The sequence below is a fragment of the Streptomyces sp. NRRL S-1813 genome (assembly GCF_000719605.1).
Lineage (GTDB): Bacteria > Actinomycetota > Actinomycetes > Streptomycetales > Streptomycetaceae > Streptomyces > Streptomyces decoyicus.
This window is the reverse complement of the sequence record NZ_JOHB01000002.1, coordinates 324658-346394: the sequence shown is the minus strand read 5'-3', so window position 1 is coordinate 346394 and position 21737 is coordinate 324658. Positions and strand designations below refer to the sequence as shown.

Below are 21737 nucleotides of genomic sequence, written 5' to 3'. Positions count from 1 at the left end.
AGGCCGGTAGGGCTGGGACGCTCCGCGCGTCGGGGGTCAGGCGGCGCGGGCGAGCAGGATGACCGTCGAGCGCGGTGCGATCCGGTAGTGCCCGGGGACGTCCAGGGGCACTTCCTCGCCCGGACCGTGGATGTCGTACGGCGACTCGGCGGCGGTGTCCGCGACCAGATGCCACTCGGTTCCGGCTTCCGGCCGCGGCAGTTCGAGGTCATGGGATTCCCAGTGGGCGTTCATCGCGACATAGATCTGCTCGCCGCCGCCGGAACGCATCAGCGCCAGCAACCGGCTCTCGGTGGACCAGTCGGGCTGCCAGGCGCGCACTCCGTGCCAGCTGATGTCGCCGGATCCTGCCCTCTCCGTGCCCGGCCCACCGGGATGGCAAGGGCTGCGCAACAGCGGGTGCGCGTGCCGGAAGGCGATCAGGGAACGGACGAACCGGTACAGCTCCTCGTGGGTGTCGCGGCGGCTCCAGTCGAGCCAGGACAGCTCGTTGTCCTGGCAGTAGGTGTTGTTGTTACCGGACTGGGTGCGCGCCGTCTCGTCACCCGCGAGCAGCATGGGCATGCCCTGGCTGGTGAGCAGGACGGCCATGGCGTTCTTCATCTGGCGCATGCGCAGCCGCAGGATGTCCGGGTCGTCGGTGGGGCCCTCGACGCCGCAGTTCCAGCTGTAGTTGTCGTTGGCTCCGTCGGCGTTGCCCTCACCGTTGGCCTCGTTGTGCTTGATGTCGTACGAGACCAGGTCGTGCAGCGTGAATCCGTCGTGCGCCGTGAGGAAGTTGACGGAGGCGGAGGTTCCGCGCCCGGTGTACAGGTCGGGTGAACCGGCGATACGAGTCGCCAGCTCGCCGACGGTGCCCGGGTCGCCTCGGAGGAACCGGCGCACCGCATCCCGGTACTTGCCGTTCCACTCCGCCCAGCGTCCGTAGGCGGGGAAGGTCCCCACCTCGTAGAGGCCGGCGGCGTCCCAGGCCTCCGCGATCAGCTTGCAGTGGCGCAGGACCGGGTCGTGGGCGAGCTGTTCCAGCAGCGGCGGGTTGGCCAGCGGGGTGCCGTCCGGTGCCCGGTCGAGGATGGCGGCCAGGTCGAAGCGGAAGCCGTCGATGTGGTACTGCGACACCCAGTGGCGCAGGCAGTTGAGGACGAAGTCGCGGACGACCGGGTGGTTGCAGTTGACGGTGTTGCCGGTGCCGCTGAAGTTGTAGTAGTCACCGGCCGGGGTGAGCATGTAGTACGTGGCGTTGTCGAGGCCGCGGAAGGAGATCGTCGGGCCCTGTTCGTTGCCTTCGGCCGTGTGGTTGAAGACGACGTCGAGGATGACCTCGATACCGGCCGCGTGCAGCTCCTTGACCAAGGTCTTGAACTCGTCGGCCTGCATGCCGAAGCGGCCGGTCGCCGCGTATCCGGCCTTAGGGGAGAAGAAGCCGATGGTGTTGTAGCCCCAGTAGTCGAGGAGGGGCTCGCCGGTCTGCGGGTCGCTGCGCGGGTTGTCGTGCTCGTCGAACTCGAAGACCGGCATGAGTTCGACGCAGTTGACGCCCAGCTCCTTCAGGTACGGGATCTTCTCCCGCAGCCCCGCATAGGTGCCCGGAGCGGTCACCCCGGACGAGGGGTGGCGGGTGAAGCCACGCACATGCAGCTCGTAGACGACCAGGCCCTGGGCCGGGATGCGCAGCGGTGCGTCGTCCCCCCAGTCGAAGTCGTCGAAGACCATCCGGGAACGGTAGGGACAGGGGCGGTCCCGGTCCGGTTCCGTGCCCCACTCGTCGCGTCCCGAGATCATCCGGGCGTACGGGTCGGTGAGGACGCGGGTGGCGTCGAACCGGTCGCCGCGCTCCGGGTCGAACGGCCCGTCCGCGCGGAACCCGTACTCCAGACTCTCGGCATCCAGCCCGAAGACGGTCATGGCGTAGACGCTGCCGATTTGGAAGGACGGAAGGAACTCCAGCTCGGCCAGCGGTTCCCGGGCGCCGGGCTCGAAGAGGACGAGCGACATCCGGGTGGCGCGGTCGGAGTAGACCGAGAAGTTGATCCCGCCGGGGACGAGGGTCGCGCCGAAGGGGAGGGGGCTGCCGGCCCGGACGCCGTAGCCGGCGATGCGGTGGGTGGGGTAGGCGTCGATGCGTGCGCGGTTGTCGGTGGTGGTCATTCGCGGAGCGCCTCCGGGTCGCAGGACGCCTTGTCGCGGACGTCGAAGAAGCCGAGGAATCCGGTGGAGGACATCACGAACCGGACCTCGTCCGACAGCCCGACCAGGACGGTCCGGGTCTCGGCCCGCAGGGCCTGACGGTGCACCAGGAGCAGGGTGCGCAGTCCGGCGCTGGAGATATAGGGCACCTTGGTCAGGTCAATGAGCGTGGTGGGGCTGCGCCCGATGAGCGGCAGGATCCGCTGCTGGAGTGCGGCCGAGGTCACGCTGGTGATCTCTCCGTCGAGTTCCAGGACAGTGACGCCGTCCTGGTCGTGGGAACGGACCGCTACCTCGGTCGTCATGATCGGGGCTCCTGGGCCTGGGCCGGCTCGAGGCGGACGCGTACCTTGATCCTCCCCCAGCTACCTCCCCCAGACTCCGTCTGGGCGGTGCCCCCAGGAGGTGCCCCCACGGTGGACTGCGGCAGACGCACGGTGAGCGCGTCGGCGTCGTAGTCGTAGTACGGGTTGCCGTCGGTCTCGACCTCCGCGATCCGGACCGAACCCGCAGGAAGCAGATCGGGGGCGACACGCAGCACTCCGCCCTCCAGCCCGGCCGGGTCCGGCTTGAACCAGAAGTCCATCGGCCTGCCGTTGATCAGCAGGTTGTTGTAGACGGCGGCGAGGAAGCACAGTTCGGCGGAGTGGTACATGCTCATCGAGTGGCTGCCCTTGAGCCGTTCGGTGCCGAGCAGATAGGGCAGGCCGGAGGCGAGGACGTTGAAGTAGACGGCGCCCTCGTCGTGGTCGAGGAAGAAGGCGTTGTAGAAGGACTCGGCCTGGCGTGCTTCGCACAGGAAGTCCTCACGCCTGGTGACCCCGTTGAGGATCAGATAGGCGAGGATCGCCTGCTCCTGCTGCCACCACGCCTTGCGGTCGTGCCAGGCGAAACGGTGGGACTCGGCACCGTCGCGGCGGACCCGCTCGACGACGTCGTACCAGCCGCCGCGTTGCCGGTCGCTGCCGACCGCGGGCATCACCTCACCGATGTTCACGGCGGTTTCGAGGTACTCCGCCTTGCTGCGGAGCGAGTGCATCCGCAGCAGGTTCCAGGCGATCTTGAGGTTGTGGCCGACGACCGCGCGGTCCTGCTGCCAGCCGTGCGTGGTGTCGTGCGACCAGTCGCGGTGGAATCGTTCCTGCACGAAGGGGCTGTTCTTGCGGTCCGGGAAGTGCTCGACGATGGTGTCGAAGGTGTACTCCAGCATGCGCGCGTAGCGGTCGTCGCCCGTCGCCAGATAGAGGTTGATCAGATAGGCCGGCGCGTGGTCACCCACCGAGTTCCAGTTCTTGCGGTCCTTGTTGGGGCCCAGCGACTCGTGGTCGGCGCGGAAGAGGATCGGGTCGATGTGGGAGTAGTAGCCGCCGTGCTCCCGGTCGAGGAAGAACTTCTCGAACAGCCGCAGGGTCGCATCGGCGTCACTCTTGATCCTCGGGTCGGCGGTAACCCGGTAGGTCTGGACGGGCCCGGCGAGCGCATAGATCTGCTCGTACATCGGGATGGCGTCGTAGTCGTCGGAGAACTCCGAGGTGAACAGCTTCTTCTCGGTGTCCCCGTCGACGCTGAGCCCGTGGTACCAGTACACGACGTCTTCCTCGGGGTCGACGACGCGCATGTGCTCGCGAAGGTACTCCGTGCCGCGCTCGGCAACCTCCAGGTACTCCTCGTTGCCGGTCAGCATGAAGGCCGAGGCCATGCCGTAGACCAGCCGGGAGATGGTGTCGGTCTCCTGGATGTGGCTGGCGGTCTTGTCGCCGCCCAGCCTCAGCTGTGTCCGGTACTGGGTGTAGTCCACCGGCCCGTCGCCGAACTGGGCCCGGCGGTAGAAACCGGCGATGCTCTCCAGCTGCCGGATCCACCAGTCGGACTCCTCGAACCGGTACGTGCCGGGCCGACGGCCGGGGAATGTAAGCCGCTTGGCCTCGACGACGGTCTTTCCGCCGTCGGGGTAGAAGATCGCGTAGACGAAGAGGAACCGGCCGGGTTCCAGCATGGCGTCGAGGTGCGCGCCGGCGTCGGCGTACGGCTCCTCGAGGTTGTGCAGGAGTTCCGCGGCCACCTCGTCGGTGAGGGTGACCTCGACTTCCCGTTCGTCCGCGGTGGAGAGGCGGAGGAGGCGGGTGTCGGGGTCGTACGCGGTGACCCAGCCGGCGATGGTGTCGGAGAAGGTGAAGTGCACCGCATCGGGTATGTCAGGCATGGAGGGAGCCGTCCCTTTCGCTGAGGGGTGCCACATGGTCACTGCTACGGGCCGCGTCGAGTTCGAGCGCGTCCTGGTCCCGGAATCCCTGGCCGACCTCGACGATCACACCGTCGGGGTCGCGCAGCCATACGGTCCGCCAGCCGGGGATGACGTCGTCGAAGCCCAGCGGCCCGAGCGTCACCTCGGCGGCGTCGCCCAGCGCGGCGAGGAAGTCGTCGACGCTGTCGGTCTGGAAGGCGAGATGGCGGACGCTGCCGGCATGCGGCGGCCCGTCGGCCCGGTCGGGGCTGTACGGATCCTGGTTCGCCGGCGCATCCCGGGCCGGGAAGAGTTCGAGGTAGGCGCTGCCATTGCGGAGGAAGACGATCTGCCGATCGCCCACCGGCACCACACGAGCCCGGCGGAAGCCGAACCAGCGGGTGTAGAACTCCTCGGTCCGCCGCTGATCGCGGCAGTTGAGGCCGACGTGTGCCCAGTGCATCAGGCTTCCTTCCGCTGCGTGTTCCGCCGGCTGAGCAGATCGATGAGGGTCCGGGCGAAGAGGTGGTGGTGCTCGCCGGTGCGACCCGTGACCAGATCCCCGTCGACCACGACGTCCTGGTCCACGTACTCGGCGCCCATGTTCCGTACGTCGCCGAGGAGGTTGTTGTGGCAGACGATCTTGCGGCCGCGGACCACCTCGGGGATGGCGGAGGCCAGCCACATGCCGTGGCAGATGATCCCCTTGACCACGCCTGGATCGGCGAACGCGCGGCGCAGCAGCTCGGTGGCGGGCGCCAGGCGTTCGACGTCGTCGGTGTAGCGCAAGCGGTCGGCCACCATGCCGGAGGGCACGATCAGCGCGGCGTACCGCCGCAGTCCGGTATCGGTGATCCGGTCCAGGCCGCGGTCGACGGTGAACGGGGCCCGGTACTCGTGGCCGGTGAAGGTCAACTCGGACTGGCCCCACAGGCGGGTGAGGAAGTCGACCCGGGCGCCCTCCTCCGCGAACCGGTGACGGTAGTAGAAGATCTCGGGCTCGTAGAAGTCGCTCTCCATCAGCACCGCGATACGGGTGCCTGAGAGCGGGCCTTCCCTGAGCGCCACGTCAGACATGGGTGACTCCCCCTGATCAGGTCGGCCGCCTTCTCGGCGATCATCACGACGGCGGTGTGCGGGTTACCGGACGGCACCGCGGGCATGACGCTCGCATCCACCACCCGCAGGCCCCGCACCCCGTGGACGCGCAGCTGTGGATCCACCACGGACAGGTCGTCGATGCCCATACGGCAGGAGCCGGCCTGGTGGTGGTAGCTGTCCGCGGTGCGCCGTACGAAGGCACGCAGGTCCTCGTCGGTGGTGAGCGTGGGGCCGGGCCAGAGCTCCTGCTTGTTCCAGGGAGAGAAGGCCGAGGCGGCGGTGATCTCCCGGGCCAGCCGCACGCCCTGCACCAGACGGTCCACGTCGGAGCGGTCGGCGAGGTAGTTGGGGTTGACCAGCGGCTTGGCGAGCGGGTCGGCGTGGGCGAGCCGGACCCAGCCGCGCGAGGCCGGGCGCACCACACCAGGCAGGATGCTCACCGTGTTGGGGTGCGGCCCGGCGAGGGAAGCGTCGAACGGCGCGTGGACGAAGGCCAGTTGGAGATCGGGGCCCGGCAGTCCGTTCGCGGACGTGGTGAACAGCGCACTCTCGGAGAGATTCTGCCGGGCCGGCGGCACCGCGGTGCGGGACTCGGTCATGACCGCGGTGAGCACGTGATTGTGGAAGTTCTCCCCCACTCCGGGCAGCGCCGCGATCACGTCGATGCCGACCTCCCTGAGGTGGTCCGGGCTGCCGAGGCCGGAGAGCATCAGCAGCTTGGGGGACTCGATGGCGCCCGCCGCGAGGATCACCTCACCTGCCGCGCACGCCTGGTGCAGGCCCGGCCGGACCGGATCGCCGTGCCTGTCCCGCACCTCCCGGCCGTCGGTGCCTGGCTGCTCCGGACGCTGGAGATATTCCACCCCCACACAGGTGTCACCGCCCACGGCGAGCCCGACGACCTGGGCGTTGCAGCGCAGGGTGAGGTTGGGGCGGTCCAGGGCCGGCTCCAGGTAGGAGGCGAGGACACCACGGCGCCGCCCGTCCGCGACATCGAGATGGTGCCATCCGGCGCCCTGCATGACACCTGCGTTGAAGTCCGCCGCCCTCTCGTGGCCCAGCTCGGCGCAGGCGTCGATGAACGCCTGGGAGGCAGGGTTCGGGTCGTGATGGGAGGCGGGGGTGGGTGGTTCGGCCTCCAGGCGCTCGAAATACGGCCGGACATCCTGGAAGGACCAGCCGGCGGCGCCCTGGTAGGCCCAGTTGTCGTAGTCCGAGGGGTGCCCGCGCACATGCATCATCAGGTAGAGGTTGCTGCTGCCGCCCACCGCACGACCGCGTGGTTCCCGTGTCACCCGGCCGTTGAGGCCCGGCTGCGGAGTGCTGCGGTAGCGCCAGTCGATCCGGCTGCCTAGGAGGCGGAGCCAGGCGGTGGGGTCGTCCACCTCCCCTGGGATGCGGCCGGACCCTGCTTCCAGTAGCAGGACCCGTGCGTCGGGGGCCTCGGTCAGACGGTTGGCCAGCACGCATCCGGCCGTGCCTGCTCCGACGATGACGTAGTCGTACTCTTCCTTCATGGGTCTCTCCGAGCGGTTCGTGCAGGGGTGCCAGGCGGTGCTAGCTCTGGGAGAGCACCTGGAACGGCAGCGTGTCGTGGTGGTTGGCCAAGTACGTGATGAGGCCGTTCTCGATGCGGAAGTAGTTCATGACGGCCGCCTCGACGGGCTTGCCCGAGGAACTCCGCGCTGAGATGTGGGAGACCACCGCCGCCTCGTCCCCATCGACGAGGAAGTGCGAGGGGATGTTCTCGAAGGAGGAGTACAGCTCCCCCATGCCGGCCATCATCGAACGAAGCTTGTCGCGGCCCTCGATACGGCCGGCCAGCTGTTCGTCCATCACCATGTCGTCGGCGAACAGGTCGCACCAGCGGTTCCAGTCACCGGCGTTGGCGTAGAGGTAGTAATGGGCGAGCACTTCGCGGGCGTCCGTCACGTTCCCCAACTCCTCACAGGGAGGCGGAGCCCGGCATCGGCTCCAGCCTGTTGCAGATATAGGTCCTAATCAGCGGAACGGGGCCGCCGTGACCGGCCACCACGATCCAGGTCTGGTCGGCGTCGAAGCCGAGCCACTCGCTCCTCGCGGCCGGCGGGTTCCACGCCCTGGCCTGCCAGTTGACGCGGACATGGACGCGGGCCTGGGCACCGTCGACGACGACCTGGGTGTCGGTCACCGTGTGTTCCTCGTCGAAGAACCGGTGCGAGACGGCCGCGTACCACGTGGCGAAGCCGGCGTGCCCCCGGAAGGTGCCTTCGGGGAAGCGCATCATCAGGCCGTCGTCGACGACGAACGCCTTCATCTCGTCCAGGTCGTCGTGGCGGTCCAACGCGGCGTACCACCGCCCGGCCAGCGCGCGGACAGCCTGTTCGGTGAGCCCTCGTACGGCGGGGGCCTCCGGCATGGCGGGACTCCTCGGGGTGTCGGTCAGATCTGGAGGTCGACCAGGAAGGGCCCCGTCGCCGCGAGCATCCGCTCCACCGCGTCCACGGCCTCCTCGGGCTTCTCGACCCGGACGCCGTCGGCGCCCAGGGCGCGGGCCAGGTCGGCGAAGCGGATGTCGGGGCGGGACAGATCGAAGGAGGACGGGAAGCCGTGCCCGGGGATGTCCCGTTCCTTCCAGTACTGCGCGATGTTGTCGTCGAGCAGCCGGTACTTGCGGTTGTTGCAGACCACGAACTTCGCCGCGACGGAGTGCCGGACGGCGGTCCACAGGGCCTGGTACGTGTACATCGCCCCGCCGTCGCCGGTGAAGCCGACGACGGTGCGGCCGGGGTGGGCGAGCTTGGCTCCCACGGCGCCAGGGATGCCGACCCCGAGGGAGCCGCCGCGGGTGAGGAAGTAGTCACCGGGGCGGTCGGGAGGCAGGTGCTTGACCACGGCGGGCGAGGAGGTGAGCGCCTCGTCGAACACGATGATCTCGTCCCCCGCCCGGCGGGCGAGTTCCCGCAAGAAGTGCTCAAGCGTCGAGCCGTCGGGCGACGCCTCGCGCAGGCTCCGCTGCCGCTCGTCCTTGTGTACGGCCAACCGCCGGGCGGCCGCCTGCCGTTGACCGGGCGTGAGCCGGCCGTTCAGCTCGGCCGCAAGCGCCGTGAGAGCCGGCCGCGGGTCCGCCACCACACCGAGATCGACTGGGAAGTTCTTGGCGATCTCGTAGGAGTCGAGGTCGATGTGGACGATGCGGGCGTCCGGCCGGAAGGGGCCGGTGAGCCGTGGGAAGACCTCGGGGAAGACATACGTGCCCACGATCAGCACCGCGTCCGCCGCCGCCACCGCGGCAGCACTGCGCTCGCCGAACATATGGCCCAGCTGGCCCCGGGAGAGAGGATGCGAGGCCGGGAAGTTGACCTCCGAGGAGTCGACGGACCAGACATCCGCCCCCAGCAGCTCCGCCACCCGGACCAGTTGCTGCTGCGCTCCGGCGAGGGAGACACCGTCGCCGGCCAGGACGAGCGGCCGCTGCCCGGCGGCCAGCAACTGAGCGGCCCGCGTCACCGTCTCCGCCGACGGGGCGGAGACGGTGACGGGGACGGTGGAGGCGATAACGGGCTCGTCGTTGAGCTCGTCGAGCACATCCATCGGCAGTGCGACGAATACGGGGCCGCGCGGCGGTGTCAGGGCTATCTTCACGGCCCGGCGCATCACCCGCAGCACCGAGCGCGGATCGGTCACCCTGGTCGCGTACTTGGTCACCGGGCTCGCCATGGCGACGAGGTCGGCCGCCATCTGGGCGTCCATGGCGTCGTACCGCACCCCGGCGTCGCCGGCGATGGCAACGAGCGGCGTGTGCCCGCGCATCGACTGGTAGAGCATGCCGATCGCATTACCCAGGCCGACCCCGCTGTGCAGCTGCAGCAGCGCCGCGTTGCCCGTCGCTCGCGCATAGCCGTCCGCGATTCCGGCCGCCACCGTCTCCTGGAGAGCCAGCACGTACCGGAATCCCGTGGTCTGTTCGGCCGCGTCGAGCAGACCCTGTTCCACGGTTCCCGGATTTCCGAACATGACATCGAGACCGTCGGCCTTGAATTGCTCGATGAGTTTGACGTTTCCTGACTTGCCCGCCACCGAATACTCCCTGTGGTTTGCCTTTTACCGGCTTCGTTACCAGCCGAACCGGGTGAGCCCGCTCTCCAGAACCTCGACCATTTTCCGACCGGTCAGGAAGGAATCGGGCGTGGAACGGCCGGTGATGAACGGGAAATCGACGATCACCGAGAGCGGCTTTCCGAAATTTCCGTGATAGGCACCGTCAGGCCCCGTTGCGTCACGCAGGATGTACTCCAGCGGATACGGCGGCGGGCCCATGACGAAGTCGGTCCCGAGGAACCCGGTGCCGTCCTTGTAGTCGTACTCCTTGCAGTGGCCGGTGACGTGTTTGCCCCAGATGATGCTCTTGCGGTCGTCCCAGTCGCGGGCGAAGGCGAGGCAGGCGACGCCGTAGCACTCGGCGCCGACCGGCTTGCCGGCCCGGACGAACGCCAGGATCAGGTCGTGCAGCCGCTCGTTGTTGGCGAGGTCGACGATGGGCCCGCTGCCACCGACGATGAGCAGCGCGTCGTACTGCTCCAGCCGGCTTTCGACCTGCTCCAGCGCCCGGTGGTAGTCCTCCAGTTTGCGGAGGTGGTCGGGGGCGCTGGTGTAGGGGCGCTCGGGGATCCAGCCGGCGAGGCTCAGCGGATTGTCGAGCCGGTTGCCGCTTTCCACCTGCCGGCCCAGCGCGGCCACCTCGGCGGTGGTCACGGAACGGCCGAGCGGCGGGTCGACGTATTCCTCGTCGAGGCTCGGCGGAAGGGCGTGTGCGCGCTTTCCGGTGGGCGTCGCGAAAGTGACGCGGTATCCGCGCTCGTCGAACTTTCGGAGCGGGCCGACCAATTCTTCGGCCCAGTATCCGTACTCGGAAAGAACGATCAGAATGTGCTTCACGTGAATCCTCCGACGTGGTCGGTCGTTGTCCGGCATTGACAGTGGGCCAGCAAGCGAACGCCTGTCAAAGGGAATCGGAAGCAGTTTGTTAGGTGGTCGCGACTTGGTGAGGTCGTGACCGTCCGACGTCAAGACTCCGCAGTAACAATTGAGAGTTTGTGAGGTCGTCGCATGGGGTGGTGGCCGCCTGGCTAATCTCCGTTCGCCGGCTCATCCCGAAAGAAGGCAGAAGAGGATGACGACTCCAACGCGCGAGGAATTCATTGCCGCGGTACGCGACGGCGATACCGACGGCGTCTCCGGGCTGCTCCATCTCGGGGCCGACCCGAGCGCACGCGACAGGGCCAGCGGGCTGACCGCCCTGATGATCGCGGCGGGCCGTGGGGACGCAGTGACCGTACGGCTTCTCCTGAGGTCCGGGGCCGACCTGTACACCGCGGACTCCCGCGGCGGCGGGACGGCCCTGCACAAGGCCGTCCAGGGAGGCGATCCCGAGACCGTCCGGGTACTGCTGGAGGCGGGCGCCTTCGTGGACGCCGTTGCGCCCACCACGGGACACACCCCGCTCATGGACGCCCTTTGGTACAAGTGGCCGGAGGTCGTGGCCGTGCTCCTGGACCATCAGGCCGGCCTGAACCTGTCGACGCACTACGGCTTCTCCATGCGCGAACACTTTGCGTACGAGCTGAACGTCAACACCCGCGGCAAGGACAAACTGCTCGCCGCGGAGCGCCTGTTGACTGACCGTACGCAGCGCGACACCGACGCAGCGCAAGCGCAGCAGCTGATGGGCGCGGTGGTCGCCGGCGACCTCGATGCGGTTCGGCGGCAACTCGCCGACGGCGCCGAGGTCGACGCCCGCTTCCCGGTGGTCAACGGCTTCAACGACGGCCACACCCCGCTGCTGGTGGCCTGCCGCGACGGCCACGAGGAGATCGCCCGCGAGCTGCTCGCCGCCGGCGCCGACGTCAATGCCACCGAACCGACCTTCGGCGCCGTACCGCTGCACAAGGCCGTCTACAACGGCCGCGCCGGGATCACTGCCCTGCTGGTCGACGCGCCCGGCATCGACCTGGACTTCCAGGGCATCACCAACGGCTACACCCCACTGCACGACGCTCTCTGGCACGGCTACGAGGAATGCGCCCAGGTCCTGATCGACGCCGGCGCACGACGGGACCTCGTCGGTCACGACGGCAGGACGCCGGCCGACATCGCCCGCCAAAGCCTCGGCTCCACACACCCCCTCACCCACACCCTGGCCGCCGCCGGCAAGGCCGCTGCCCTTCCCACCGCCTGACAAGGAGCCACCGTGCTGTTCTACGTGCAGATGAAGTGGAACCACGAGGGTCGCATCTCCCTGGACGAACTCTGGGAGGTCGAAGCCCAGGAGACCGTCCACGCCAAGGAAACGATCGACTCCGGCATGGTCGTCGGCATCTGGAAGGTCGCCGCCCAGAAGCGGGTCATCGCGGTCGTGGACTGCGAGGACGCCGAGGAGCTCGACCGCACCGCACTGGGCCGGCTGCCCATGCGCGAATACCTGGAGTTCGAGGTGGTCTGGCCGCTGCGCGACTACCCGGGCTTCGCCGAGGACGTGAACGCCCACTACCGGGTCTGACAGTTCAACCCTCATCCCTCATCCCTCATCCCTCATCCCTCATCCCTCAAGGAGACCTACGTGATCCACCAGATCATCCTGGCCCACCCCAAGCCCGGCATGTCAGAAGAGGAGTTCCAGCGCTACTGGGTCGAGCAGCACGCGGTCCGGTACGCGGTCAAGATCCCGCAGATCAAGCGGTACTGCGTCGACACCCGCATCCCCCGGCCCGGCGACGAGGACGACCCGCTGTGGAGCGGGGTGGCCGAGATCTGGCTGGAGAACGAGCAGGAGCAACTCGCCTCCCTGCAGAGCCCGGAGTTCCTCAAGGGTGCGCGCCTGGACGAGCCCCGCTGGGCGGCGTTCTGGCGCACCGTGGTGCTGGACACCGAGGCCCACGTCATCGTGCCAGGGGACGACGCCGACGGCGCCCTGACCAAGGTGCTGATCCTGGTCAAGCGCCGCGAAGGGCTGCCGCTCAGGGGATTCCGGGAGCGCAGCCTGACCCGGCAGGCCCGGCTGGCGGAGAAGATCCCGGGCCTGCGCAGGTACACCCAGAACCACACCCGTGACGCCTTCTACGGCGTGGGCGAGGCCGTACTGGACGCCGCCTACCAGCTCTGGTTCGACGATGTGCCGGCCTTCGAGGCCGCCCGGGAGACCCCCGAGTACCGGGACATGCTTGCCGACCTCACCCTCTTCACCGAACCGCGCTACGTCCACACACTCCTGCTCAAGGAGAACTGGATCACCGGCCGCGAGGGAGCCCTATGAGCGAGGCGGATCTCCAGGACCGCCTCGACATCACCGAGGTGTGCACCCGGATGTGCTGGCACACCGACAAACGCGAGTGGGAGCTGCTCCGCTCCGCCGTCTTCGCGGAGAAGGTGCAGGTCGACTACACGAGCCTGAACGGCGGCGAGCCGGCCGAAATGGCCGCCGGCGAACTGATTGACGTCTGGCGGACCCACCTCTCCGGCCTCGCCTCGACCCAGCATCTGCTCACCAACCACCTGGTGCGTGCGGCGGGCGACACCGCGGTCGCCACGTCGGACTTCCAGGCCACCCACCTGCAGCCCAACGCGCTCGGCGGTCCCCTGTGGACGCTCGGCGGGCACTACCGGTTCACGCTGCGCCGCACCCCGGCGGGATGGCGGATCGACGGGCTGACGATGACCGCCGACTGGGCCACCGGCAACCGGCAGATCATGGAAGGAACCACGCGATGACCCGCACCACACGCGAGACCGCCACCGGGTGGTTCTCCGCGCTCACCAGCGGCGATGCCGACCGGGCGCTGGGATATCTGGCCGACGACATCGAGTGGGTCAACTTCACGCCGGTGCCCGGCTACAACGACCGTATGCCGTGGATCGGCACCTATCACGGTCCGGCGGCGGTGCTCGACAGCCTGAAGGTCTTCCTGGACACGGTGGACGTCGGCACCGAAGAACTCGTCGAGCTCATCGTCGAAGGCGACCAGGCCATCGGCATCCTCTACGAAAAGTCCGTGGTCAAGAAGACGGGCCAGGCCTTCGAGATCGAGTTCATCCAGAGGCTCACGGTGCGCGACGGCAAGATCGTGCGCTGGAAGTCGTACACCGATCCGTCCCAGATTCTGCGGGCGATCGACGGGAGGGCGGCATGACACACACCGTACGCACAGAGCGGGTCACCTTCGACAGCGACGGCGAGACTCTCGTCGGAACCCTGTACCGGCCCGAGCGGCCCGACGGCCAGAGCCTTGGGCCCGCGATCGTCGTCACCGGTTCCTGGACGACCGTCAAGGAACAGATGCCGGCGGTCTACGCACAACGGATGGCCGAGGCGGGCTTCCTCTCACTGGCCTTCGACTTCACGGGATTCGGCGAGTCGGGCGGCCGGCCCCGCCAACTGGAGTCGCCGGCCCGGAAGACCGCCGACACCCACAACGCCATCACCTTCCTCGCCCGGCACGCACTCGTCGACCCCGGCCGTATCGGCGCCCTGGGGGTGTGCGCGAGCAGCGGATACACCGCCGTGAACGCCGCAGACGACCCGCGGGTCCGCAGCCTGGCGCTCGTCGCGCCCTGGCTGCACGACGCCGGCCTCGTACGCGACATCTACGGAGGCGCCGATGAGGTGCAGAAGAAGATGGACCTCGGCCTCGATGCGCTCGCCCGCTACGAGAACGGAGAGGCCCCGCAGTACGTGCCGGCCGTCAGCACCACCGACCCACAGGCGGCGATGTTCGGTCCCTTCGACTACTACCTGGACGAGAAACGCGGGGCGGTGCCCTCCTGGGACAACCGGTTCGCCGTGATGTCCTGGCCGCAGTGGCTGACGTTCGACCCGCACCCGGCGGCCCCCCGCATCAAGGCGCCGACCCTGCTCGTGCACAGCCGCGACGGGGCGATTCCCCAAGGGGCGGAGAAGTTCTACGACGCCCTCGACGGCCCGAAGCGGCTCGTCTGGACGAGCGGCACCCAGTTCGACTTCTACGACCAGGACGCCAAGGTCACCGAGGCCGCCGGAATCGCCGCCCGGCACTTCACGGAAACCCTGGCATAGCGCGTAGCGCGCCAGATCGATCATTCGGCGGGGCGCAGCGGTGTGTGACAGAGCACCGCTGTGCCCCGGCCCTTGCCTTCGCCCTGCCTTGCTTCGCCCTGTCCCGCTGCCCTGACGGAGACACCCATGCCCACCTGCTCACACCTCGACCAGATCACCGCCGTGGCCGCCCCGTCGTCCGACGGCTGCCAGGAATGCCTGCAGTCCGGCGACGGATGGGTCCACCTGCGCCGCTGCCTCACCTGCGGCCACATCGGCTGCTGCGACTCCTCCAGGAACCGGCACGCGAGCCGCCACTACGAGTCCACCCGTCATCCTGTCGTCGTCTCCGCCCAACCGGACGAGAACTGGGGCTGGTGCTTCCCGGACCGGCTCTTCCTGGAGTTCACCGACGAGGCGTCCCGGTGACCGCGCCCCCGTCCGCGGCCCCAGCCAACGAGGCAGGCAAACCGGTGATCCTCGCGGTGGACGACGACCCCCAGGTACTCCGCGCCGTACGCCGCGACCTGCGCAGCGTCTACGCCGACCGCTACCGGATCCTCGGCGCCTCCTCCGCCGGCGAGGCGCTGAAGGTCCTGGACACCCTGGACGAACGGGGCCACGATCCGGCGCTCTTCCTCGTCGACCAGCGGATGCCCGACATGACCGGCGTCGACTTCCTCCTGGAAGCCGTGAGCAGATTCCCCGACGCCCGCCGGGTTCTCCTCACCGCCTACGCCGAAACCGACGCCGCCATCACCGCCATCAACAAAGTGCGCCTCGACTACTACCTCATGAAGCCCTGGGACCCGCCCGCCGAACGGCTCTTCCCCGTCCTCGACGACCTGCTCTCCGACTGGCTCGCCGCCTACCGCCCCGCGTATCAGGGCATCCGCGTCGCCGGCCATGTCGTCTCGGCCCGCACCCACGCCGTACGCGACTTCCTCACCCGCAACGGCCAGCCCTTCCTATTCCTGAACGTGGCGACCGACCCGGAAGCGCAACGGCTCCTCGACCAACACCCCGCCCCGAAGCCCGATTTGCCCCTGGTCGTCTTCCCGGACGGCACCGTCCTCTCGGCACCCGGAACCACCCAACTCGCCGATCAGCTCGGCCTCTCCACCACCGCCTCCCGCCCGCACTACGACACCGTCATCGTCGGCGCAGGCCCGGCCGGACTTGCCGCGGGCGTCTACGCAGCCTCCGAGGGTCTCTCCACCCTCCTCCTCGACGCCAACTCTCCCGGCGGGCAAGCCGGAACCTCCAGCCTCATCGAGAACTACCTCGGGTTTCCGGCCGGTCTGTCGGGCGGCGACCTGACCCGGCGCGCGGTGAGCCAAGCGGGCCGATTCGGCGCCGAGTTGCTCCACCCCGTAGAGGTCGTAGGACTGCGCCGGGCCGACCCCGCCCGCATCCTCACCCTCGCCGACGGCTCCGAAATCAGCGCCGAGACCGTGCTGCTCGCCACCGGAGTGTCGTACAACCGCCTGGACGTCCCCGGCGCGGACCGTTTCGAGGGCGAGGGCCTGTACTACGGGGCCGCAACGACCGAAAGCAGCTCCTGCATCTCCCACCACGTCTTCATCGTCGGCGGCGCGAACTCGGCCGGCCAGGCCGCAATCCACTTCGCCAAGTACGCGGCCAAGGTCACCGTCCTCGTGCGCGCCGACTCACTGGAGGCCGGGATGTCCCAGTACCTCGTCGACGAGATACGCCGGACCCCCAACATCGAGGTACGCCTGAGCACCCGGCTCCTCGCGCTCGATGGCGGCCGGCATCTGGAGCGCATCACTCTCCGGAACGACCGGACAGGGACCGAAACCGAGGAAGCGGCGCGATTCATCTTCACCTTCATCGGAGCACGGCCGCGGACCGGCTGGCTGGACGGTGTCGTGGAGTGCGACGAACGCGACTTCATTCTGACCGGCCCCGATCTCATGCACTCGGGCAAGCCGTCGGCCTCGTCGGCCTCCTGGCCGTTGGAGCGCGACCCCCTTCTGCTGGAGACCAGCGTGCCCGGGGTGTTCGCGGCCGGCGACGTACGCGCCCAGTCGATCAAGCGGGTGGCCTCCGGCGTGGGCGAGGGCGCGATGGCCGTGTCGCTCGTGCACCGCTACCGGGCGGTGGGCGGAGGCCGACGGGAGCAGCGCCCCACCAGGGTGGCTGGGCAACCGTGACGACCGTCTCCGTCATACCCGCTGCCGTGTCTTCTGCATCAACTGGCGCAAATAGCGCGTACGCCGATGCCCGATCGCCAGCACCCCCACGAGCGGCCCGGCCGCGGCGGCCAGGAGGCATGTGGTGCGCAGCGCCCCGCCGCCGTATCCGCCCCCCGACACCAGCAGCACCACAGCGAGGAAGGCGGCACCGAAGCAGATTGCGCCCGGTGTGTGTACCTGTGGCTGCCACACCGCGTACGGGAGTGCCGGGCGGGACGGTTCCGGGACGGGACGGGGACCGGCAACCGGTTCACCCGACGCGGCGTCCAGGGACGTGCCGAGGGGGGTCGCTCCCCGTACGTACCGGCCGTCATCCAGAACGAGCAGGGCGGGGGCGGACCATTCGGGCCGGTCTCCCGCCCTGGGCATCCAGTACAGCCGACCCTGACTTCCCCTGAGAGCCGCTGCGAGCGGGACGGGATCGAGGCACCGTTCGAGCAGCAGATCACGGTCTCCGCTCGACGAGGCGAGACGCAGCGAGGACGTCAGGAGCGGCGTGGGTCGCCTGGCACCATCGAGGGTGGTGGGGCGCCAGAGCCGGTCACCCGCACCGGCGCCAGCGATGCGGACCCTAAGCATCCGGGTTTCACCGGCGCCGAATACGCCCGCTGTGGCGCGCGCGGCGGCATGGGTACGGAGGGCCCCTGCGGCGCCGGCCAGAGTGAAGAAGGCGCAGACCCCCAGCACCATGAGCTCCTGTGGCCCGGGGGGCCCGCCGAGAAGCGAGCGCAGCTCGGCGCGGCTGTCCATGATGACCCAGGCAGCGGGATCGTCCGGAGCGTACAGGCCCGGGGACCGGTCGCCCGGGTGCGGCGGCTCAGGGGTCTTCAGAGTGCCCTCGAGCCGCAGCGTCCCTTTCCCGGCCCGGCCTCCGCCCAGGGCGGTCGCCGTGACCTCGGACTCGTAATGGCTGGAGCTCTTGCCGGTCTTCAGGACGGAGTGGTGAACCTGAGTGATGGTCACCTCCGCGATGCGCGGGCTGTGGGTGGTGATCGCGGCCAGCTGCGGCGTGCTCGCCTTCGTCGAGAGGAACAGCATGACGAGCGGCAGCGTCAGCGCCACCAAGGCGAGCAGGACAAGCTGGAACCGGCTCTCGGGCCACCACCTGGTCCGACGCCGCCCCGCCGGGGCGGACTGTCCCAAGGCCGCCGCCACACGCTCCGTGTCTACCAGTCGTCCGCTCGCCCGCAGCCACCACGCCAGGACCGCTCCCGCCGACACTGCCAGACAGGCCAGCAGGTCCCAGCGGGGATACGGGGCCACCTTGCGCACCCCCAGGCAAACCACAAACGCGGCAGCGCCCGCCCATGCCACCGCGGCAGCTGCCGCCACAGCGCGATCTCGTTCCCTCACCCGAATAGGTCCTTCATCTTGGTCACCTTTGACACCGTGGTTGCCGTGGGCCGGAGGCCCGTTCCGCCGCCTCAGCCGGGCTCGCCCGCCAACCGCCGCAGGAAGACCGTGCGCCGACGCTGAATCAGCAGAAGTCCCGCCACCGGCCCTCCCACAGCGGCGGTGAAGCACATGCCGAACACTGGTCCTGCGCCGTATCCGACCCCCGCGACGATCAGGCATACGGCGAGGAAGCCGAGCCCGAAGCCGTACATTCCCGGTCCGTGCACGGCCGGCTGCCACAGCGCATACGGCCCCACCGCGCGCAACGGGCGGGCATCCGGGAGGGGCAGGTCCACCGGCTCGCCCTGACGAGCGTCCGCAGCACTTCCCAGGGGAGTCACCCCGTAGACATACCGGTCGTCGTCGAGGACGAGCAGGGCCTCGACGCACCAGTCCGGCGGATCCTCCGCCTTCGGTGCCCAGTAAAGCCACCCGGCCCGCCCTTCGAGGGCTGCGGCAAGGGCTTGCGGGTCGAGGCACCGGTCGATGTACAGGTCACAGCTGCCTTCGGGGGACGAGAGGCGCAGGGCGGGGGACAGCGCGGTCCGGGGGCCTTGGGAGGGCTTCTTGGGATCGGGTGCCGTGCGGCATTGCCCGGCAGCCGCACCCGCGATATGGACGCGCAGCCTGCGCACTCGTGCGTCGCCGAGCACAGACTCGGGAGTCATCGGTTCCGACTTGTCCTTTGCGCTGATGAGGAAGACGGCGAGGGGGACGATGCTGAAAAGTGCCAGACCCCCCATCTCGCCCGGTGAAGTCGGGCCTCCCAGGAGGGAGGCGAGCTGCAGACGGCTGGTCAGGATGATTCCCAGGGACGGGGCGTCCGGGGCGTAGAGTCCACCCGTCAGCCGGTGACCGGTTGTCAGCCGGTCGGATGTGGTCACCGTTCCTTTCAGGCGCAGTGCTTTGCCGTGCGTGCCGTCTCCCGGTGCCTCGACGGTGACAAGGGATCTGTACGTCGTGCCGGTCTTGGACTGATTCCGGTACGAGTGATGGATCTTCATGATCGTGACGGGGGCGAAGCGGTAGTGGTGGCGGGCGATGGCGGCCAGTTGGGGAGTGTTGTCCGATGCCGAGAAAATCAGCAGCGCAAAAGGGATGAACAGGATGAAGCCCGCGAGTGCCGCGTGCAGATTGCGCATCGATGGCCACCACCGTCGGCCCGCCCTCAGCCCGAGCGCCGGAGGTACGTCCCTTCCCAGCCGGGAACGCCACCGTCCGGTCGCCCGCAGCCACCACGCCAGGAACGCCACTGCGGAGAAGCCCAGACAGGCCAGCAGATCCCAGCGCGGATACGGCGCGACTTTCCGCACCAGCAGACAGCTCAGGAACGCTGCGGCACCGGCCCATGCCAGGACCGGCGCCGCAGCGGTTCCAAGGTCCCGCTCTCTCACCCGAAAACGTCCTTTACCGACCCCTTCTTCGGGCCCTGTGGCGCGGCGGCGGCCTTGCTCTCCGTCTCGTCCCCCCCGGGGGGAAACATGGCCTGGTGCAGTTCGTAGCCGACGGCTCCGACGCCACCATAGGCGCCCCCCTGGGCAATACCCTCAATCGCGAAGTGCGGGCTCTCCCGGCCGGGTGGCAGCTGTGTGTTCGCACCGTGTACGGCGGCACCTCCCGCGGCGCCGCCGGCCCCGTTGACCATTCCGTCCCAGACCATGTCGCCCGGTGAGACGTCGTTCGACGGATCGTTGTCGTAGTTCTTCGCCACGTCGACGGCGAACCCGCCGGTCACGCTTCCCACGGCGCCGCCCACGACGTCGCTGCCCAGTGTGCCCGCATTGCCGCCTATTTTGCGGGCGGCGGCGAGCCCAGGGCCGGTACCGGCCAGGGCCGAGAGCCCGCCTTGCCACGTCGCGTCCCACAGGTTGGTTTCCTGTCCGGTGGCAACGTTGGTGATGACGGTACCGCCGGTGTTGCTGGCCCAGTTCACCAGGACGTTCTTCAAAAATCGGTGTTTTGCCAGCTGCTGGATCCCCTTGAAGAGTCTGCCGACCTTCGCCAGAAGGGTGCCCAGGGTTTTCGCGAGCTTGGCGGCCTTCGTGGCGAGCTGGGCGGCTCGGGCGGCCCCCGCGGCCGCCGAGAAACCCATCGTCATGAATGACAGGCCGACCGAGATGCCAATGGAGATACCGATCTCCAGGTAGATCTTGTGGATCTCGTCGTTTATCTCCTCGATGGCGTCCGCCGCGTCGTCGAGGCCTTTTGCGGCCTGCGGCAACTGCGGCAGGGTCTTGTCCATCCCTGCGTTGAGGTTTTTCCAGTGCTCCGCGAAGGAGTCGGCCGCCGGGCCCCGCCACCCGGAATCCAGGGTCCGCTGGACATCGCGGTCCAGCGCCTGGAACATGCTCTGGAGGTTGTCGTGGAGGTCCCGCCAGCCCTTGGCGGCCGAGCGGAGGGTGTCCGGATCGCCGCCGGGGTTGATGATCTCCAGGCCGGCCTCGAAGACCTGTTCCGCTACGGACTCGTCACCGCTCATGCGTGACGCCCCTGGTCGAAGCCGGTCGACAGGGACTCGTCCGTCGCCGTGGCGTTCTGCTGGACCTGGCGCAGCCCCTCACTGATCTGGTCGAGGTGCTTGCGCAGCTCGCTCAGCGTCTCCACCATGTCGGCGGACATCTCGATATATGCCGAGGTGACCTCCTCGGATTCGGTGAGAACGCCGAATCCGTCATGAATGACCTCGGCGTCGGTCTTCCCCTGGAATTCCTTGATATAGCTCTCCAGGTCCGACCCGTGGCTCCCGAAGCTCTTCGACAGGCTAGCGAGAGCCGCCACATCCACTAACGACTCATTTTTGGACATGAGCCCCCCTTACTGTTCCCGAAACGACCGACGGCATGACGCTGCTTTAGTTCCCTCATGACGCTGAGGAACCGTCGCACCGATCGAGCTTAAGGAGAGAGGATCATCAAAAGGGTGGCCGGAACCTTTCTTGTCGCGTTCTTGTTGGGTTCTTTATACGGAGGGGAGTTGAGCGGCAAGGCAGGATTGACTCCGGTCGTACCGGGAGTGGTAGCCCAGCAGCAGCGAAGCGCGCGGTGGCCTGCGGAGGTCCGGATCAATTGGGGATGCGCTTGCCCCCCGGCCCGGGCACCCAGCGTTCCCACTGGATCGGTTCCAGGCTGCCGACGATGGGCTGCCGGCGGTCGGCGAGCCGCGCCTCGATACCGGGCTTCGTGGTGCACTCAAGGCCCTCCAGCGGCAGCCGGTGCAGCTCGAAGGGGACATGGCCAGCGTTCGCCTGGCGGCGCCGTGTCATCGAACGCCGGATCGTCGAGCATGTCCCGGTGGCCCCGCCCTGTGTGGTGGCGCTCGCCAGGGATGAGCCGCGTCCACCCTCACCGGCATCAGTGGTGCGTAGTGCGAGCCGCGCATGTACCCAGCCACCACATATGGGAAGGCGAACGGCTCCAGCACCTCGCCCACCGTGGGAAGCCGGACTGGCAGCGCACCATCATCACCGGGTCGACCTTGCCCACGTGCTTCCCCGCGATCAGCGATTGCCGCTGGGTGCTCGTCGCCGGACCTCGCCCAGCGCCTTGGACCGCACGCTGTGGATCAC

General features: G+C 68.6%; 23 protein-coding genes and 1 pseudogene. 8 read left to right on the top strand and 16 right to left on the bottom strand.

Annotated elements, in window-relative coordinates:
- Positions 1 to 36 precede the first annotated feature (36 nt).
- The 10 genes from glgX to IF67_RS0106210 are packed head-to-tail and all read right to left on the bottom strand — an operon-like array spanning position 37 to position 10429.
- The gene (glgX, locus tag IF67_RS0106255; protein WP_030982949.1) at positions 37 to 2148 is read right to left on the bottom strand and encodes a glycogen debranching protein GlgX; all 2112 of its coding nucleotides are present in this window, start codon (positions 2146 to 2148) and stop codon (positions 37 to 39) included.
- A complete protein-coding gene (locus IF67_RS0106250) occupies positions 2145 to 2492 on the bottom strand; it encodes an STAS domain-containing protein (protein ID WP_030982946.1) in 348 nt (115 codons plus the stop codon). Before IF67_RS0106250 ends, glgX begins: the two co-directional genes overlap by 4 nt.
- Positions 2489 to 4390, bottom strand: coding sequence for an AGE family epimerase/isomerase (locus IF67_RS0106245; RefSeq protein WP_078889293.1), 1902 nt, complete (start codon positions 4388 to 4390; stop codon positions 2489 to 2491). The genes IF67_RS0106250 and IF67_RS0106245 overlap by 4 nt, the downstream gene beginning before the upstream one ends.
- Complete coding sequence (locus tag IF67_RS0106240) at positions 4383 to 4874, bottom strand: VOC family protein (protein WP_051817649.1); 492 nt, start codon at positions 4872 to 4874, stop codon at positions 4383 to 4385. The genes IF67_RS0106245 and IF67_RS0106240 overlap by 8 nt, the downstream gene beginning before the upstream one ends.
- Complete coding sequence (locus tag IF67_RS0106235) at positions 4874 to 5488, bottom strand: DJ-1/PfpI family protein (RefSeq protein WP_030982942.1); 615 nt, start codon at positions 5486 to 5488, stop codon at positions 4874 to 4876. The genes IF67_RS0106240 and IF67_RS0106235 overlap by 1 nt, the downstream gene beginning before the upstream one ends.
- Positions 5431 to 7029 carry a GMC family oxidoreductase gene (locus tag IF67_RS0106230; protein ID WP_063754304.1) on the bottom strand — a complete coding sequence of 533 codons (1599 nt, stop codon included), beginning with the start codon at positions 7027 to 7029 and terminating at the stop codon, positions 5431 to 5433. Before IF67_RS0106230 ends, IF67_RS0106235 begins: the two co-directional genes overlap by 58 nt.
- 40 nt (positions 7030 to 7069) lie before the next feature.
- Complete coding sequence (locus IF67_RS0106225) at positions 7070 to 7444, bottom strand: nuclear transport factor 2 family protein (protein ID WP_030982938.1); 375 nt, start codon at positions 7442 to 7444, stop codon at positions 7070 to 7072.
- A gap of 13 nt (positions 7445 to 7457) precedes the next feature.
- Positions 7458 to 7910, bottom strand: coding sequence for a YybH family protein (locus tag IF67_RS0106220; protein WP_030982937.1), 453 nt, complete (start codon positions 7908 to 7910; stop codon positions 7458 to 7460).
- Positions 7911 to 7933: 23 nt separating this feature from the next.
- Positions 7934 to 9571 (bottom strand): thiamine pyrophosphate-binding protein, encoded by a 1638-nt coding sequence (locus IF67_RS0106215; RefSeq protein WP_030982935.1) that lies wholly within the window; start codon positions 9569 to 9571, stop codon positions 7934 to 7936.
- A 36-nt stretch (positions 9572 to 9607) separates the two neighbouring features.
- Positions 9608 to 10429 carry a type 1 glutamine amidotransferase domain-containing protein gene (locus IF67_RS0106210; protein WP_030982933.1) on the bottom strand — a complete coding sequence of 274 codons (822 nt, stop codon included), beginning with the start codon at positions 10427 to 10429 and terminating at the stop codon, positions 9608 to 9610.
- A gap of 235 nt (positions 10430 to 10664) precedes the next feature.
- Between IF67_RS0106210 and IF67_RS0106205 the strand changes: the two genes are divergently transcribed.
- The 8 genes from IF67_RS0106205 to IF67_RS0106170 all read left to right on the top strand — a co-directional run bounded on the left by IF67_RS0106205 (position 10665) and on the right by IF67_RS0106170 (position 16735).
- Positions 10665 to 11729 carry an ankyrin repeat domain-containing protein gene (locus IF67_RS0106205; protein ID WP_051817645.1) on the top strand — a complete coding sequence of 355 codons (1065 nt, stop codon included), beginning with the start codon at positions 10665 to 10667 and terminating at the stop codon, positions 11727 to 11729.
- Positions 11730 to 11741: 12 nt separating this feature from the next.
- On the top strand, positions 11742 to 12050 hold the full coding sequence (locus IF67_RS0106200; RefSeq protein ID WP_030982929.1) for a muconolactone Delta-isomerase: 309 nt from the start codon (positions 11742 to 11744) through the stop codon (positions 12048 to 12050).
- Positions 12051 to 12110: 60 nt separating this feature from the next.
- Complete coding sequence (locus tag IF67_RS0106195) at positions 12111 to 12803, top strand: EthD family reductase (RefSeq protein WP_030982927.1); 693 nt, start codon at positions 12111 to 12113, stop codon at positions 12801 to 12803.
- Complete coding sequence (locus IF67_RS0106190; RefSeq protein ID WP_030982925.1) at positions 12800 to 13258, top strand: nuclear transport factor 2 family protein; 459 nt, start codon at positions 12800 to 12802, stop codon at positions 13256 to 13258. Before IF67_RS0106195 ends, IF67_RS0106190 begins: the two co-directional genes overlap by 4 nt.
- Complete coding sequence (locus IF67_RS0106185) at positions 13255 to 13677, top strand: nuclear transport factor 2 family protein (protein ID WP_030982924.1); 423 nt, start codon at positions 13255 to 13257, stop codon at positions 13675 to 13677. Before IF67_RS0106190 ends, IF67_RS0106185 begins: the two co-directional genes overlap by 4 nt.
- Positions 13674 to 14579, top strand: coding sequence for an alpha/beta hydrolase (locus tag IF67_RS0106180; RefSeq protein ID WP_030982923.1), 906 nt, complete (start codon positions 13674 to 13676; stop codon positions 14577 to 14579). Before IF67_RS0106185 ends, IF67_RS0106180 begins: the two co-directional genes overlap by 4 nt.
- 126 nt (positions 14580 to 14705) lie before the next feature.
- Complete coding sequence (locus tag IF67_RS0106175) at positions 14706 to 14987, top strand: UBP-type zinc finger domain-containing protein (RefSeq protein ID WP_030982922.1); 282 nt, start codon at positions 14706 to 14708, stop codon at positions 14985 to 14987.
- A complete protein-coding gene (locus IF67_RS0106170) occupies positions 14984 to 16735 on the top strand; it encodes an FAD-dependent oxidoreductase (RefSeq protein ID WP_051817643.1) in 1752 nt (583 codons plus the stop codon). Before IF67_RS0106175 ends, IF67_RS0106170 begins: the two co-directional genes overlap by 4 nt.
- Before the next feature lie 12 nt (positions 16736 to 16747).
- Here IF67_RS0106170 and IF67_RS0106165 read toward each other — a convergent pair whose 3' ends face one another.
- From IF67_RS0106165 to IF67_RS46150, 6 genes and pseudogenes are all read right to left on the bottom strand, one after another.
- Positions 16748 to 18040, bottom strand: coding sequence for a hypothetical protein (locus IF67_RS0106165; protein ID WP_158713039.1), 1293 nt, complete (start codon positions 18038 to 18040; stop codon positions 16748 to 16750).
- A 161-nt stretch (positions 18041 to 18201) separates the two neighbouring features.
- The gene (locus IF67_RS0106160; protein ID WP_158713038.1) at positions 18202 to 19566 is read right to left on the bottom strand and encodes a hypothetical protein; all 1365 of its coding nucleotides are present in this window, start codon (positions 19564 to 19566) and stop codon (positions 18202 to 18204) included.
- On the bottom strand, positions 19563 to 20651 hold the full coding sequence (locus IF67_RS40180; RefSeq protein ID WP_051817641.1) for a WXG100 family type VII secretion target: 1089 nt from the start codon (positions 20649 to 20651) through the stop codon (positions 19563 to 19565). The genes IF67_RS0106160 and IF67_RS40180 overlap by 4 nt, the downstream gene beginning before the upstream one ends.
- On the bottom strand, positions 20648 to 20977 hold the full coding sequence (locus IF67_RS0106150) for a hypothetical protein (protein WP_030982914.1): 330 nt from the start codon (positions 20975 to 20977) through the stop codon (positions 20648 to 20650). The genes IF67_RS40180 and IF67_RS0106150 overlap by 4 nt, the downstream gene beginning before the upstream one ends.
- Positions 20978 to 21233: 256 nt before the next feature.
- Positions 21234 to 21434, bottom strand: a complete 201-nt coding sequence (locus IF67_RS44150; RefSeq protein ID WP_030982913.1) for a hypothetical protein — start codon at positions 21432 to 21434, stop codon at positions 21234 to 21236.
- A pseudogene (locus IF67_RS46150) lies at positions 21431 to 21684 on the bottom strand (fructose 1,6-bisphosphatase); the annotation flags it as partial. The pseudogene IF67_RS46150 and the gene IF67_RS44150, both read right to left, overlap by 4 nt.
- Positions 21685 to 21737 lie beyond the last annotated feature (53 nt).

Coding starts and splice junctions, on each gene's coding strand:
- IF67_RS0106230 (WP_063754304.1), bottom strand. CDS start 7,029: ATGAAGGAAGAGTACGACTACGTCATCGTCGGAGCAGGCACGGCCGGA.
- IF67_RS0106205 (WP_051817645.1), top strand. CDS start 10,665: ATGACGACTCCAACGCGCGAGGAATTCATTGCCGCGGTACGCGACGGC.
- IF67_RS0106185 (WP_030982924.1), top strand. CDS start 13,255: ATGACCCGCACCACACGCGAGACCGCCACCGGGTGGTTCTCCGCGCTC.
- IF67_RS0106235 (WP_030982942.1), bottom strand. CDS start 5,488: ATGTCTGACGTGGCGCTCAGGGAAGGCCCGCTCTCAGGCACCCGTATC.
- IF67_RS0106180 (WP_030982923.1), top strand. CDS start 13,674: ATGACACACACCGTACGCACAGAGCGGGTCACCTTCGACAGCGACGGC.
- IF67_RS0106240 (WP_051817649.1), bottom strand. CDS start 4,874: ATGCACTGGGCACACGTCGGCCTCAACTGCCGCGATCAGCGGCGGACC.
- IF67_RS44150 (WP_030982913.1), bottom strand. CDS start 21,434: ATGACACGGCGCCGCCAGGCGAACGCTGGCCATGTCCCCTTCGAGCTG.
- IF67_RS0106190 (WP_030982925.1), top strand. CDS start 12,800: ATGAGCGAGGCGGATCTCCAGGACCGCCTCGACATCACCGAGGTGTGC.
- IF67_RS0106150 (WP_030982914.1), bottom strand. CDS start 20,977: ATGTCCAAAAATGAGTCGTTAGTGGATGTGGCGGCTCTCGCTAGCCTG.
- glgX (WP_030982949.1), bottom strand. CDS start 2,148: ATGACCACCACCGACAACCGCGCACGCATCGACGCCTACCCCACCCAC.
- IF67_RS0106220 (WP_030982937.1), bottom strand. CDS start 7,910: ATGCCGGAGGCCCCCGCCGTACGAGGGCTCACCGAACAGGCTGTCCGC.
- IF67_RS0106245 (WP_078889293.1), bottom strand. CDS start 4,390: ATGCCTGACATACCCGATGCGGTGCACTTCACCTTCTCCGACACCATC.
- IF67_RS40180 (WP_051817641.1), bottom strand. CDS start 20,651: ATGAGCGGTGACGAGTCCGTAGCGGAACAGGTCTTCGAGGCCGGCCTG.
- IF67_RS0106250 (WP_030982946.1), bottom strand. CDS start 2,492: ATGACGACCGAGGTAGCGGTCCGTTCCCACGACCAGGACGGCGTCACT.
- IF67_RS0106175 (WP_030982922.1), top strand. CDS start 14,706: ATGCCCACCTGCTCACACCTCGACCAGATCACCGCCGTGGCCGCCCCG.